Raw genomic sequence first — 13,978 nt, 5'->3', positions numbered from 1 at the left:
TTCCCGCCGCGTCGGCCGTGACAAAAGCCGACCGTCCCGGCTTGTCGGGTCCGGCCTGTGACCGAGCCCTCACCCGTACCGCGGGTGCGCGGCCCGTCGCGCTGCGTGTCCCGGCCGTCCGGATGGCGGTACCGCCCTGGGAGGCCGCGGACGGATGCCGAATAGTGGACAGATCCCCGCGAAAGCGCCCGGTAGTCGAACAGTCTGGATCCTTCCGCATGACCCGCACCCCCACTCCCGAGACGGCGGCCGCCCCGCGGCCGGACACCGAGGACGCGGGCCTGGCCCACGGGCTGAAGCAGCGCCACCTGTCGATGATCGCGCTCGGCGGGGTGATCGGCGCCGGGCTGTTCGTCGGCTCCGGCGCCGGGATCGCCGCCGCCGGGCCGGCCGTGGTGCTGGCCTTCGCCGCCTCCGGGCTGCTGGTGATGCTGGTGATGCGGATGCTCGGCGAGATGTCCGCGGCCCGCCCGGCCTCCGGTTCCTTCTCGGTGCACGCGGACCGGGAGATCGGGCCGTGGGCCGGGTTCACCGTGGGCTGGCTGTTCTGGGTGCTGCTGTGCGTGGGCGTCGCGGTGGAGGCGATCGGCGCGGCCGGGATCGTCTCCGGCTGGCTGCCCGGCGTGCCGTCCTGGGCCTGGGTGGCGGTCTTCATGGCGTTCTTCTGCCTGACCAACCTGGCGGCCGTGCGCAACTTCGGCGAGTTCGAGTTCTGGTTCGCCGCGGTCAAGGTGCTGGCCATCACCGCCTTCCTGGTGATCGGCGTGCTGGCGGTCTGCGGCCTGCTGCCCGGCACCCCCGCGCCCGGGCTGTCCGACCTGACCGGACACGGCGGTTTCCTGCCGGGCGGCGCGAGCGGCCTGATCACCGGCCTGCTCGCCTCGGTCTTCGCGTACGGCGGGCTGGAGACCGTCACCATCGCCGCCGCCGAGTCCGAGGACCCGCGGCGCAGCGTGGCGATCGCGGTGCGCACTGCGATGTGGCGGATCGCGCTGTTCTACGTCGGTTCGATGGCGGTGATCGTCACGCTGGTGCCGTGGGACGACCCGGCGGTGGTGCGGCCCGGCCCGTACGTCGCGGTGCTGGACGCGCTGGGCATCCCCGGGGCGGCGCAGCTGATGAACGTGGTGGTGCTGATCGCGCTGCTGTCCGCGATGAACGCCAACATCTACGGCTCCTCGCGGATGGCGCACTCGCTGATCGCCCGCGGCCACGGGCCGCGCCCGCTGGCCCGGCTCTCCGGCGGGGTGCCGCGCCGGGCGGTGCTGGCCTCCTGCGGGTTCGGCTTCCTCGCGGTGCTGCTCTCCTACTGGTGGCCGGAGACGGTCTTCTCCTGGCTGCTCAACATGGTGGGCGCGGCGGTGCTGGTGGTCTGGGCGTTCATCTGCGTCGCCCAGCTGCGGATGCGCCGCCGCTCCCCGGCGGCCGAACTGCCCGTCCGGATGTGGGCGTTCCCGTACCTGACGTACCTGGCGCTGGCCGCGATCCTGGCGGTGCTGGTGCTGATGACGCTGGACTCCGCCAACCGCGTGCAGCTGTACTTCACGGCCGGGCTGACGCTGGTGCTGGCCGTGGTGGGCGCGCTGCGCAGCAGGGGGGCCGGGACGGCGGGAACCCCGCGCCCCTGACGGGGTGCGGGGTTCCCTCCCCCTTTCGCGGGGGTGCTGCCCGGGGTGCTACTCGAAGGACGGGCCCGCGGTGCGGGTGCGCTTGATCTCGTAGAAGCCGGGGGTGGAGGCGACCAGGATGGTGCCGTCCCAGAGCCGGGCCGCGGCCTCGCCGCGCGGGGTGGGGGTGACGACCGGGCCGAAGAAGGCGACCCGGTCGCCGTCCGGGCCGTCGACGGCGATCACCGGGGTGCCGACGTCCTCGCCGACCAGGCCGATGCCCTCGGCGTGCGAGGCGCGCAGCGCGTCGTCGTACGCGTCGGTGTCGGCGGCGTCGGCGAGCTCCTCCGGGAGGTCGGCGGCGCGCAGCGCGGCGACGATGGTCTCCCGGTTGTTGGGCAGGCCCTGGTTGTGGAAGCGGGTGCCGAGCTCGGTGTAGAGCGGGCCGAGCACCTTGTCGCCGTGCGCCCGGGCGGCGGCGGTCAGCACCCGGACCGGGCCCCAGCCGGCGGCCAGCATCTCCCGGTAGAAGTCGGACAGGTCGTCCCGGCCCTCGTTGAGGACGGACAGGCTCATCACGTGCCAGCGGGTGTCCACCGGGCGGAGCTTCTCGACCTCGAGCATCCAGCGGGAGGTCATCCAGGCCCAGGGGCAGATCGGGTCGAACCAGAAGTCGGCGATCTTGCGGGAGTCTGCGGTCGTCACTGACGGCGTCCTTCGGGTCGGCGGGCGGGGGCGTTCGGGGGTCCCCCGGGGGTCCAACCGCGGGCCGCCCGCGATGATTCCGCCTCCAGTGCAATGGCACAGCTCGGGGGGCGTGAAAGGATGCCCACGACGGAGTGCCATGAGCGCTCCGAAACCGTGTGTTCCGTACAGAGGAGTGCCGACGTGCCGGGCAAGAACCTGAGCCGTGAGGAGGCCCGCGACCGGGCCGCGATCATCCGGGTGGAGAGCTACCGCGTCCACCTGGACGTCAGTGCGGCGGCCGACCCCGGCCGGCCCACCTTCCGTTCCACCACCCGGATCTCGTTCGACTGCGCGGAGCCGGGCGCCACCAGTTTCGCCGACCTGCTGGCCCCCGAGGTGGTCTCGGTCGAGCTGAACGGCCTCGCGCTGGACCCGGCGGAGGTGTTCGACGGCGCCCGGGTGGCGCTGCCGGTGCTGGCCGCGCACAACGAGCTGACCGTGGTCGCCGAGTGCGCGTACAGCCGCACCGGCGAGGGCCTGCACCGCTTCGTCGACCCGGCGGACGGCGAGACCTACCTGTACACCCACTACGAGCCGGCCGACGCCCGCCGGGTCTTCGTGAACTTCGAACAGCCGGACCTGAAGGCCCCGTTCAGCTTCACGGTGACCGCCCCGGCGGCCTGGGACGTGTACGCCAACGCGGTGCACGAGAGGGTCACCGACGAGGGCGCCGCCCGCACCTGGGAGTTCGCGCCGACCCGGCCGATCTCCACCTACCTGACCGCCGTGGTGGCCGGCCCGTACCACGTGGTGCGCGACCACTACACCCGCGAACTCCCGGACGGCACCCGGCTGGAGATCCCGCTGGCCGCCACCTGCCGGCGCTCGCTGGCCCCGCACTTCGACGCCGACGAGATCCTCACCGTCACCAAGCAGGGCCTGGACTTCTTCCACCAGGAGTTCGACTACCCGTACCCGTTCGGCAAGTACGACCAGTGCTTCGTCCCCGAGTACAACATCGGCGCGATGGAGAACCCCGGCTGCGTGACCTTCCGCGAGGAGTTCGTCTTCCGCTCGAAGGTCACCGAGGCCGCGTACGAGTCCCGGGCCAACGTGATCCTGCACGAGATGGCCCACATGTGGTTCGGCGACCTGGTCACCATGAAGTGGTGGGACGACCTGTGGCTGAAGGAGTCGTTCGCCGACTTCATGGGCTCCTACGCGCAGATCGGCGCCGGCACCCGGTACCGCTCCGCCTGGATCACCTTCGCCAACCGCCGCAAGGCGTGGGCCTACCGGCAGGACCAGTTCCCCACCACCCACCCGATCACCGCGGACATCCGCGACCTCGAGGACGCCAAGCTCAACTTCGACGGCATCACCTACGCCAAGGGCGCCTCCGTCCTCAAGCAGCTGGTCGCCTACGTCGGCCGGGACGCCTTCTTCGAGGGCGCCCGCGCCTACTTCAGGAAGCACGCCTTCGGCAACACCGTCCTGACCGACCTGCTGGACGCCCTGGAGGAGACCAGCGGCCGCGACCTGCGCGCCTGGTCCGCCGCCTGGCTGCAGACCTCCGGCGTCAACACCCTGACCCCCGAGCTGGTGCACGACGCCGAGGGCCGGATCACCGAGCTGGCGGTCCGCCAGGACGGCACGCCGCTGCGCCCGCACCGGATCGCGGTCGGCCTGTACGACCTGGACGCGGACGGCGCGCTGCTGCGCACCGACCGCTACGAGCTGGACGCGGCCGGGGAGCGCACCGTGGTCGCCGCGGCGGCCGGGCGCCCGGTGCCCGCGCTGGTGCTGGTCAACGACGACGACCTGACGTACTGCAAGGTCCGGTTCGACGAGCGCTCGCTGGAGACCCTGCGCACCGGGCTCGGCGGCCTCGCCGACGAGGCCGGCCCCGGCGCGCCGAGCCTGGCCCGGGCGCTGGCCTGGTCCGCGGTGTGGAACCTGACCCGGGACGGCCTGATGCCCACCCGGGACTACCTCGACCTGGTGCTGCGCTTCGCCGGCCGGGAGTCCGACGTCGGCGTGCTGCAGTCGCTGCACCAGCAGGCCGGCGGCGCGCTGGCGGTGTACGCCGACCCGGCCAGGCGTGCCGAGTACGGCACCGCGCTGGCCGAGTGCGCGCTGCGCGAGCTGTCGCAGGCCGCCCCCGGCAGCGACCACCAGCTGGCCTGGGCCCGCTTCCTGGCCGACACCGCCGAGCGGGCCGACCACCTGCAGCTGCTGCGCGGCCTGCTGGACGGCACCGGCCGGATCGACGGCCTGACGGTCGACCAGGAGCTGCGCTGGAGCTTCTGGCTGGCGCTGGCCGCGCACGGGGAGGCCACCGCCGAGGAGCTGGCCGCCGAGCTGGAGCGCGACAACACCGCCGGCGGCCGCCGCCAGCGGACCCAGTGCCTGGCCGCGCTGCCCACCCCGGAGGCCAAGGCCGCCGCCTGGGCCGCGGTGGTCGACTCCGACGAGCTGCCCAACGCCCTGGTCGAGGCCGAGATCGCGGGCTTCAACCGGCCCGGGCAGCGGGAGCTGACGGCGCCGTACGCCGCGCCGTACTTCGAGGCGCTGGAGACGGTCTGGGCGGAGCGCTCGATCGAGATCGCCATGCGGATCGTCGGCGGCTTCTTCCCGCGCTACCAGACCACCCCGGAGACCCTGGCGGCCACCGACGCCTGGCTGTCCACCCGCCCGGACGCCGCCCCGGCGCTGCGCCGGCTGGTGCTGGAGTGCCGGGACGACCTGGCCCGCGCGCTGCGCGCCCAGGAGTGCGACACCCAGTGACGCAGAGTGGGGCGACTCCCTCCTCTGGAGAGGGAGTCGCCCCACGTGCGAGGGTACTGCGGCTACTTCAGGGTGGCCGAGGTCAGGCCCGCCTGGACCTGGCGCTGGAAGGACAGGTACACCACCAGCACCGGCAGCATGGCGATCGTCATGCCGGCGAACAGGCCGGGGAAGTCGCTGGCGTAACCGGACTGCTGGGCCAGGTTCATCAGGCCCTGGGCCAGCATCGAGCGGTCCGGGTCACCGCTGCTCTGCTGCTGCATCAGGGTCAGCGGCAGCAGGTACTGGTTCCACTGGCCGAGCACGTTGAAGATGAACACGCTGATCAGGCCGGACTTCGCCATCGGCACCATGACCTGGAAGAACGCCCGGCTGTGCGAGCAGCCGTCGATCATCGCGGCCTCGTGGACGGCGCTGGGCAGCGACCGGAAGAACGAGTGCAGGAAGAACACGGTGAACGGCAGCGAGTAGGCCGTGTAGACCAGGATCAGGCCGGCGTACTGGTTCAGGCCGAGCCACGGGATGACGGTGCCGAGGTTCTTCATCATGAAGAACAGCGGGACGAGCGCCAGGTAGACCGGGAACATCGCGCCGGCCACGAAGAAGTAGTAGATGACCCGGTTGCCGCGGAACTCGTAGCGGGCCAGCACGTAGGCGGCCATCGAGCCGAGCAGCATGGTCAGCGTGAGCGAGCCCGCCAGCACGATCACGGTGCTGATGAAGAAGTCGCCGATGCCCTTGTCCCAGGCGCGGGTGAAGGCGTCGAAGCCCCAGTGCGAGGGCCAGCTCCAGGCGCTGTCGCCGATCTCGGTGTTGTTCTTGAACGAGCCGAGGACGATCCAGATCAGCGGGACGATGATCAGCACGGCCCACAGGGCCAGGAAGCCGTGCGAGAAGACGTTGAGGACTCCCCCGCCGTCGGCGAAGCGCTGGTTCTTGCCGGGCTTGCGCGGCTCGTCGTTCCCTCCGCTGCGCTGGGCCGGGACTCCGGTGGTCGCGTCGGTGTTGGTGCTCATGCCGGGAACCTCAGAACTCGATCTTCTCGCGCCGGGTGACCCGGAGCGAGACGACGGACAGGACCAGGGTGATGAAGAAGATCACCACACCCATGGCGCAGGCGTAGCCGGCCTTGCCGTAGGTGATGAAGTTGCGCATCAGCAAGGTCGCCATGATCTCGCTGTGGTGGTCCGGGCCACCGCCGTAGTACGCGCCGGGGGTCATGGTGGAGACCAGGGCGAAGGCGTCCATCGCGGCGATCGCCAGGTAGACCCAGGCGGTCTGGATGCTCTCCCAGAGCAGCGGCAGCGTGATCTTGAAGAAGGTGGTGCCGCGCTTGGCGCCGTCCAGCAGGGCGGCCTCGTAGATGTCCTTCGGGATGCTCTGCATGGCGGCCGAGAACAGCACCAGGTAGAAGCCGACGCCGGACCAGATGATCACGCCCATGACGCACCACAGGCCGAAGGTCGGGTTGGACGCGAAGTCCCAGGGGTGGTTCTCGTCGACGATGCCGACCGCGATCAGGACGCCGTTGAGCAGGCCGCCCTTGTCGGTCCGGTACACGCCCTGGAACAGCACCGACAGGATGGCGACCGACAGCACCTGCGGGAAGAAGAAGACGACCTTGTAGAAGGCCGAGCCGCGCACGCCCTGCACGCCGCCGGTGCCGCTCTTGCCGCCCACGTTGAGCATGAAGGCGAAGAACAGCGCCAGCAGGATGGTGGCCAGCGGCAGCACGATCAGCAGCAGCAGGTTGTGCTGCAGCGCGTCGAGGAAGGCGCTGTCCCGGAAGAGCTTGGTGTAGTTGTCCAGCCCGATGAAGTTCATGTCGGGCGAGGCCCCGGACCAGTCGGTCAGCGAGTAGCCGAAGGTCTGCAGGTAGGGCCAGATGACCAGGGCGATGTACAGCACGACGGGAACCACGAGGAACCCGAAGATGAAGGGTGTTTTACGGTGTCGCATGGGAGCTGCTCCTGTCCGCCGACAGCCTGTGGTCAGACAGGCCTGGAACTGCGGTATCGCGTGGAACGGCCGGGGCCCGCACGCGGGCCCCGGCCTTGCGGTGACAAGCCGTCGGCCTGCTGGGGTGTCAGACCTTCTTGGAGGTCGCGGCCTTGCCGCGGGAGACCCACTCCGCCGGGGAGATGCGCTTGTTGACCAGCTCGTTGGTGGCGTTCTCGACCTCGGCGTCGAACGCGGTCTGCAGGTCCTGGAAGCTGAAGTTGAAGGTGACGTCGCCGGCCGCCTTGACCGCCGCGGCCGAGGACTTGGTACCCGGCTTGAGCGGGACGTCCGCGTTGACGCCGTCCTTCAGGACGGTGAGCGAGTTCGCGGTGGCCACGAACTTCGAGGAACCGTCCTTGGTCAGCATCATGCGCAGGAACTCGAGGCCGCCGGCCTTGTTCTTGGCCTTGCTGGGGACCATGAACGGCTCGCCGGCGCCGGCCCAGAGGGCGGTGGCGGGCAGCTTGTCGTTCGGCAGCGACGGGATGGGCAGGAAGGCCATGTCGAAGTCGGCCGGGGTGGAGGCCAGCATCTCGTTCTCCAGCCAGGAGCCGGACGGGATGAAGGCGGCCTTGCCCTGGCACCAGGCGGTCTGCGACTCGGTGTGGGTCATGCCGTTGGTGCCGGGGAGGAGGAAGTCGCCCTCCATGATCTTGTTGAACGCGGTGACGCCGGCCAGCACCGCCGGGTCGTCCCAGGCCGTCGCGTCACAGGCGTTGATCTTCTTGACCAGGTCCAGGCCGCCCTGCTTGGCGATCAGGCTGAAGATGACGTAGTTCGCGTAGTAGGGGTACTTGCCCTGGTGCGCGAACGGGGCGATGCCCGCGGCCTTGATGGTGCCGCAGAGGGTGATGAACTCGTCCCAGGTCTTCGGCGGGGTCCAGCCCTTCTCCTTGAAGAGCTTGGCGGAGTACCACAGGCCGAACACGGTGTAGACGTAGTTCAGCGAGTACATCTTGCCGTTGATGGTGCCCTGCTCGACGGTGCCGGGCAGCAGGACGTCGCGGATCTTCTTGGTCGGGTCGTCCAGGTACGGGGCGTCCAGCAGGACCGTCAGGTCGGTCAGCTGGTCGGCGCTGACCAGGACGTCCGCCTTCATGGCCTGGGCGCCGGAGTTGTCGAAGACGTCCGGCGGGCTGCCGGCGTTGAAGCGCGGCTGCAGCTTGCCGCTGATCTCCTGGGTGCCCAGGTGGGAGACGTTCGCACCGGCGTACGCCTTCTTGTAGGCGTCCTCGAAGACCTTGGCGTAGTCGTCGCCGTAGCCGCCCTTGAAGATCACGACGTCCAGCGCGTCGCTGGCCTTGACCCCGAACGGGTTCTTGCTGTCGCTGCCGAGCGACGGCGCGGCGCTCGACTTGCTGTCACCGCTGCCGGAACCGCCGGCACAGGCCGCGAGCAGCGAGGTGCCGCCGGCCGCGAGGACGGTGATCGCAGCCGCGCGCTTGAACAGGTCGCGGCGGTTGTACTCGGTTGCAGAGCCCATGAGTGCCCTAACCCCTCAGTTCCAGAAGAAGTGGACCGGGGCTGACGTCACGTCAACTCCCGTGGCCCGAAAGGTGCCCAGCGGCGAAGGTGCCGGTCAGAGGCGGTGTGATGATGCTGCAAAGGTATAGTCCACTGTTCACTCAGCGGCAATAGTCAGCGGGTCTGATAACAAACCTGACAGTCGAACCGTTGTCCGCGATGCAGCATGTGCAATGTGCAGGGACCCTGCAGATTGCGTGTCCGCGCCAGGCATGCACCGGAATCTAGCGCGTTGATGCTCGCAAGAACATAGAAATGCGCAGCTTCGCGCAACACGGCGATCGAACCGTGATGTGCGAAGCTGCGCACGGAACCGCCCGACGGCGGTCAGTCCTCCTGGAGGCCCTTGTCCAGGGCGGCGACCAGGCTGCCCCGGGCGTCGTCGTTGTCCAGCGACCAGGCCATCACGCCGCCCAGGTCGTTCTGCTCGACGTAACGGGCCTTGCGAGTCAGCAGGTCCGGGGTGTCGTACGTCCAGAACTCGGTGCCGTCGTACTTCCAGGTCGCGCCGTGCGCGCGGTCGGTGAAGACCGTGCCCGGCAGGTCCTTGATCTGGTTGTAGGGCAGGTTGCCGCCCCGGGCCAGGCCGGTGGCGGACTGGTACAGGCCGTTGCCCTTCGGGCCGGCCGGCACGCCCGTCCAGCCGTAGCCGTAGAACGGGACGCCCACCACGGCCTTCTTCGCGGGCAGGCCGCGGTCCAGGTAGGTCCGCACCACCCGGTCGACGCCGAGCTGCTGCCCGGAGGCGTCGGCCCGGTCCGCGTACAGGTTGGCGTCGTGGTTGGTCGGCCCCTGGGCCTCCCACGGGCCGTGCAGGTCGTAGGTCATCAGGTTCAGCCAGTCCACCGACTTGGCGACCTTCTTCACCTCGAGCTGGTCGATCTTCGACTCGCCGGCCGGGACCGCCGCGGTGAGCAGGTAGTGCGGGCCCTTCCTGCCGGACAGCGCGTCCAGCTGGCGGCGGAACTCCTGCATCAGCAGGGTGTAGTTCCTCCCGTCCTCGGGCCGCACCACGTTGCCGCCGTCACCGCCGCCGCCCGGGTACTCCCAGTCGATGTCGATGCCGTCGAACACCCCGGCGCCCGCGCCCGCGCCGCCCTCGGCGGAGCCCAGCTGCGGCAGGTTCCCCTTGAGGTACAGGTCGATACAGGAGGAGACGAACTTCTTCCGGGAGGCGTCGGTGAGCGCCGCGTCCGAGAAGTACTTGGACCAGCTCCAGCCGCCCAGCGAGACCACCGCGCGCAGTTGCGGGTTCTCCGCCTTGAGCTTGCGGAGCTGGTTGAAGTTGCCCTTGAGCGGCTGGTCGGCGGTGTCGGCCACGCCGTCCACCGACTCCTCGGCGCCCACCGGGCGCTGGTAGTCGGCCCAGGCGTCGCCCACCCCGGCCCCGTTGGCCTCGAAGCAGGTGCCGTCCGCGGAGACGTTGCCGAAGGCGTAGTTGATCACGGTCAGCTTGCCGGCCTGGCCGCTGTCCTGGACCTTCTTGGCGGTGAAGCCGCTGTAGATGCCCCACTGGGTGAAGTAGCCGACCCGCTGGCCCTCCAGCCGGTGGTCCCTCCCGCGGTCGTCGTTCCCGTGGGCCTGGGCGGCGGCGGGCGAGACGAGCAGGGCGCCGAGCGTGGCCGCGACGAGGAGTGCGGCGGAGCTGCGTCTGGTCATTCCGTGAATCTCTCCGATTCAGCGTCAATTGGTATGGACCATGTGCTGTGGAGAGGTTTAGTCCACTCGGCGGTCCCCGCACAAGGGGAACGGCGAGATCCGCGCCGGGGAACGGCGAAGGCCGCACCGCCCCTCGCGGGACGGTACGGCCTCCTTGCTACGGCCGGATCAGCCGATCAGGCTGCGCAGCACGTACTGCAGGATGCCGCCGTTGCGGTAGTAGTCCGCCTCACCGGGGGTGTCGATGCGCACCACCGCGTCGAACTCGGTGCTCGCGCCCGCCGGGCCAACGGCCTTGACCTTGACGGTCTTCGGGGTGCGGCCCTCGTTCAGCTCGGTGACACCGGTGAACTCGAAGGTCTCCTCGCCGGTCAGGCCCAGCGAGTCGGCGTTCTCGCCGGCCGGGAACTGCAGCGGCAGGACGCCCATGCCGATCAGGTTCGAGCGGTGGATGCGCTCGTAGGACTCGGCGATGACGGCCTTGACGCCGAGCAGCGCGGTGCCCTTGGCCGCCCAGTCGCGGGACGAGCCGGAGCCGTACTCCTTGCCCGCCAGGACGACGAGCGGGGTGCCCGCGGCCTGGTAGTTCTGCGAGGCGTCGTAGATGAACGACACCGGGCCGTCGGCCTGGGTGAAGTCGCGGGTGTAGCCGCCCTCGGTGCCCGGCGCGATCTGGTTGCGCAGGCGGATGTTGGCGAAGGTGCCGCGGATCATCACCTCGTGGTTGCCGCGGCGCGAGCCGTACGAGTTGAAGTCGCGCTTCTCCACACCGTGCTCGGTGAGGTACTGCGCCGCCGGGGTGCCCGGCTTGATGTTGCCGGCCGGGGAGATGTGGTCGGTGGTGACCGAGTCGCCCAGCTTGGCCAGCACGCGGGCGCCGGAGATGTCGGTCACCGGGCTCGGGGTGGTGGCCATGCCCTCGAAGTACGGGGGCTTGCGGACGTAGGTCGACTCCGCGTCCCACTCGAAGGTGTTGCCGGTCGGGACCGGGAGCGACTGCCAGCGGTGGTCGCCGGCGAAGACGTCCTGGTAGCCCTTGTCGAACATCGCCTCGTCGATGGAGCCGGCGACGGTGTCGGCGACCTCCTGCTCGGACGGCCAGATGTCGGCGAGGAAGACGTCGTTGCCGTCGGCGTCCTGGCCCAGGGCGTCGCGGGTGATGTCGACGTTCATGTTGCCGGCCAGGGCGTAGGCGACCACCAGCGGCGGGGAGGCCAGGTAGTTCATCTTGACGTCCGGGTTGATCCGGCCCTCGAAGTTGCGGTTGCCGGAGAGCACCGAGACGACCGCGAGGTCGGACTCGTTCACCGCGGCGGAGACCTCCTCGGGCAGCGGGCCCGAGTTGCCGATGCAGGTGACGCAGCCGTAGCCGACCAGGTTGAAGCCCAGCTTCTCCATGTACGGGAGCAGGCCGGCCTTCTCGTAGTAGTCCATGACGACCTTGGAGCCGGGCGCCAGGGTGGTCTTGACCCAGGGCTTGACGCGCAGGCCCTTCTCCACGGCCTTCTTCGCCAGCAGGGCGGCGCCCAGCATGACGGAGGGGTTGGAGGTGTTGGTGCAGGAGGTGATCGAGGCGATCACGACCGCGCCGTTGTCGATCTCGTAGGTCGAGCCGTCGGGGGAGGTGACGGTGGTCGGCTTCGAGGCCTCGGCCGAGTAGGTCGGCAGCGCCTCGGCGAACTTGGTGGCGGCCTCGGCCAGGATCACCCGGTCCTGCGGGCGCTTCGGGCCGGAGATCGACGGGACGACGGTGGAGACGTCCAGCTCGAGGTACTCGGAGTAGACCGGCTCGACCGACGGGTCGTGCCAGAGGCCCTGCTCCTTGGCGTACGCCTCGACCAGGGCGAGCTGCTGCTCGTCGCGGCCGGTGAGCTTCAGGTAGTTGATGGTCTCGGCGTCGATCGGGAAGATCGCGCAGGTCGAGCCGAACTCCGGCGACATGTTGCCGATGGTGGCGCGGTTCGCCAGCGGGATCGCGGTGACGCCCTCGCCGTAGAACTCGACGAACTTGCCGACCACACCGTGCTTGCGCAGCATCTCGGTGATGGTGAGCACCAGGTCGGTGGCGGTGGTGCCGGCCGGGAGCTGGCCGTTCAGCTTGAAGCCGACCACGCGCGGGATCAGCATCGAGACCGGCTGGCCGAGCATCGCGGCCTCGGCCTCGATGCCGCCGACGCCCCAGCCCAGCACGCCCAGGCCGTTGACCATGGTGGTGTGCGAGTCGGTGCCGACGCAGGTGTCGGGGTACGCCTGGCCGTTGCGGACCATGACGGTGCGGGCCAGGTGCTCGATGTTGACCTGGTGGACGATGCCGGTGCCGGGCGGGACGACCTTGAACTCGTCGAACGCGGTCTGGCCCCAGCGCAGGAACTGGTAGCGCTCCTTGTTGCGGCCGTACTCGATCTCGACGTTCTGGACGAAGGCGTCCGGGGTGCCGAACTTGTCGGCGATGACGGAGTGGTCGATGACCAGCTCGGCCGGCGCCAGCGGGTTGATCTTGGACGGGTCGCCGCCCAGCTCCTTCACGGCCTCGCGCATGGTGGCCAGGTCGACCACGCAGGGCACGCCGGTGAAGTCCTGCATGATCACGCGCGCCGGGGTGAACTGGATCTCCTCGGACGGCTCGGCCGTCGGGTCCCAGCCGCCCAGGGCGCGGATGTGGTCGGCGGTGATGTTGGCGCCGTCCTCGGTGCGGAGCAGGTTCTCCAGCAGGACCTTGAGGCTGTACGGCAGCCGCTCGGCACCCTCGACGGCGGAGAGCTTGAAGATCTCGTACGACTCGTCGCCCACCTGCAGCGAGCTGCGGGCGTCGAAGCTGTTCGCGGACACGACTGACTCCTTCTTGGTCCACCCGGTGATAAGGTAAGCCTTAGCTAACCTGACTGCCGCCGCTTACCCGAGCCGAGGATGGGGGCCTGCGCCTCTCCTGGAGGCCCTGCGCCTCTCGGCAAGTATCTTGACGTCAAGATAAAGCGTAACGCGGAATGTATCTCGATGTCGAGATAAACCATAGTGCATGGGGTCCGCCTGCACTCCACCGGCTCGCCCCACCGCGGTTCCCCACCGCGGTTCCCCACCAGGGTGCACCTCCCCGCCCCCCGCGCACGACCGGGACGCAACGCAACCCGCCCCCTCGCGCGTCTCTTCCCCCGGGACGGCGGACGACGGACGGGAGCGCGCGGGTGGTGGTGGGACGACGCAGGGCCGCCGAGGAGCGGCGCGAGTTCGAGGAGTTCGCGCACACCCGGGGCGCCGCGCTGTTCCGCACCGCTCTGCTGCTGTGCGGCGACTGGCACCTCGCCGAGGACCTCACCCAGACCGCCCTCGCCCGGATCTACGCCTCCTGGCACCGGGTCAAGCACGCCGAGAGCCCCGCCGCGTACGCCCGCACCGTGCTGGTCCGCTGCTACCTCTCGCACCGGCGGCTGCGCCGCAGCGCCGAACTCCCCGTGCTCCACGACGTCCCCGAGCAGGCCGCACCCGACCACGACCCCGCGCTGCGGGTCGCCCTGCTCGCCGCGCTCGCCGAACTGCCACCCAAGGACCGGGCGGTGCTGGTGCTGCGCTACTGGGAGGACCGGAGCGTCGACGAGACCGCCGCCGAACTCCAACTCTCCCCCGGCACCGTCCGGGTCCGCGCCCTGCGCGCCCTGACCAGGCTGCGCCGCCAGCTCGCCCCGCACCTGGACAGCCTGGTGCCGTGACCGCACCGA

General features: G+C 70.0%; 9 protein-coding genes. 3 read left to right on the top strand and 6 right to left on the bottom strand.

Translation table 11 applies throughout. The annotated features are described in order from the left end of the window. The first annotated feature begins 218 nt into the window (after positions 1-218). Complete coding sequence (locus tag EDD39_RS12675) at positions 219-1,628, top strand: amino acid permease (RefSeq protein WP_123555668.1); 1,410 nt, start codon at positions 219-221, stop codon at positions 1,626-1,628. Between the two features lie 48 nt (positions 1,629-1,676). Here EDD39_RS12675 and EDD39_RS12670 read toward each other — a convergent pair whose 3' ends face one another. Beyond that, positions 1,677-2,312, bottom strand: coding sequence for a mycothiol-dependent nitroreductase Rv2466c family protein (locus tag EDD39_RS12670; RefSeq protein ID WP_123555666.1), 636 nt, complete (start codon positions 2,310-2,312; stop codon positions 1,677-1,679). Between the two features lie 183 nt (positions 2,313-2,495). On the opposite strand from EDD39_RS12670, the gene pepN reads away from it, so the two are divergent. Next, positions 2,496-5,081, top strand: a complete 2,586-nt coding sequence (gene pepN / locus EDD39_RS12665; protein ID WP_123555664.1) for an aminopeptidase N — start codon at positions 2,496-2,498, stop codon at positions 5,079-5,081. Between the two features lie 62 nt (positions 5,082-5,143). Here the strand turns inward: pepN and EDD39_RS12660 are convergent, their stop codons facing one another. The 5 genes from EDD39_RS12660 to acnA form a co-directional block, all read right to left on the bottom strand. Then, the gene (locus EDD39_RS12660; RefSeq protein ID WP_123555662.1) at positions 5,144-6,097 is read right to left on the bottom strand and encodes a carbohydrate ABC transporter permease; all 954 of its coding nucleotides are present in this window, start codon (positions 6,095-6,097) and stop codon (positions 5,144-5,146) included. 10 nt (positions 6,098-6,107) lie between these two features. Continuing rightward, on the bottom strand, positions 6,108-7,040 hold the full coding sequence (locus tag EDD39_RS12655; RefSeq protein ID WP_123555660.1) for a carbohydrate ABC transporter permease: 933 nt from the start codon (positions 7,038-7,040) through the stop codon (positions 6,108-6,110). Positions 7,041-7,167: 127 nt separating this feature from the next. Then, positions 7,168-8,565 (bottom strand): N-acetylglucosamine/diacetylchitobiose ABC transporter substrate-binding protein, encoded by a 1,398-nt coding sequence (ngcE, locus tag EDD39_RS12650; RefSeq protein ID WP_123555658.1) that lies wholly within the window; start codon positions 8,563-8,565, stop codon positions 7,168-7,170. 368 nt (positions 8,566-8,933) lie between these two features. Next, on the bottom strand, positions 8,934-10,265 hold the full coding sequence (locus EDD39_RS12645; RefSeq protein WP_123555656.1) for a glycoside hydrolase family 18 protein: 1,332 nt from the start codon (positions 10,263-10,265) through the stop codon (positions 8,934-8,936). 168 nt (positions 10,266-10,433) lie between these two features. Further along, the gene (gene acnA / locus EDD39_RS12640) at positions 10,434-13,094 is read right to left on the bottom strand and encodes an aconitate hydratase AcnA (protein ID WP_123555654.1); all 2,661 of its coding nucleotides are present in this window, start codon (positions 13,092-13,094) and stop codon (positions 10,434-10,436) included. Between the two features lie 353 nt (positions 13,095-13,447). On the opposite strand from acnA, the gene EDD39_RS12635 reads away from it, so the two are divergent. Then, positions 13,448-13,969: a SigE family RNA polymerase sigma factor gene (locus EDD39_RS12635; protein WP_123555652.1), complete on the top strand. Its 522-nt coding sequence runs from the start codon at positions 13,448-13,450 to the stop codon at positions 13,967-13,969. Positions 13,970-13,978 lie beyond the last annotated feature (9 nt).

The sequence above is a fragment of the Kitasatospora cineracea genome (genome assembly GCF_003751605.1).
GTDB classification, from domain to species: Bacteria; Actinomycetota; Actinomycetes; order Streptomycetales; family Streptomycetaceae; genus Kitasatospora; species Kitasatospora cineracea.
Note: the sequence above shows the minus strand (reverse complement) of the source record. Positions and strands in the feature narration are given on the sequence as shown.

Excerpts from the sequence above, each read along its gene's own strand:
- EDD39_RS12660 (WP_123555662.1), bottom strand. The coding sequence starts at position 6,097 with ATGAGCACCAACACCGACGCGACCACCGGAGTCCCGGCCCAGCGCAGC.
- EDD39_RS12675 (WP_123555668.1), top strand. The coding sequence starts at position 219 with ATGACCCGCACCCCCACTCCCGAGACGGCGGCCGCCCCGCGGCCGGAC.
- EDD39_RS12655 (WP_123555660.1), bottom strand. The coding sequence starts at position 7,040 with ATGCGACACCGTAAAACACCCTTCATCTTCGGGTTCCTCGTGGTTCCC.
- EDD39_RS12645 (WP_123555656.1), bottom strand. The coding sequence starts at position 10,265 with ATGACCAGACGCAGCTCCGCCGCACTCCTCGTCGCGGCCACGCTCGGC.
- ngcE (WP_123555658.1), bottom strand. The coding sequence starts at position 8,565 with ATGGGCTCTGCAACCGAGTACAACCGCCGCGACCTGTTCAAGCGCGCG.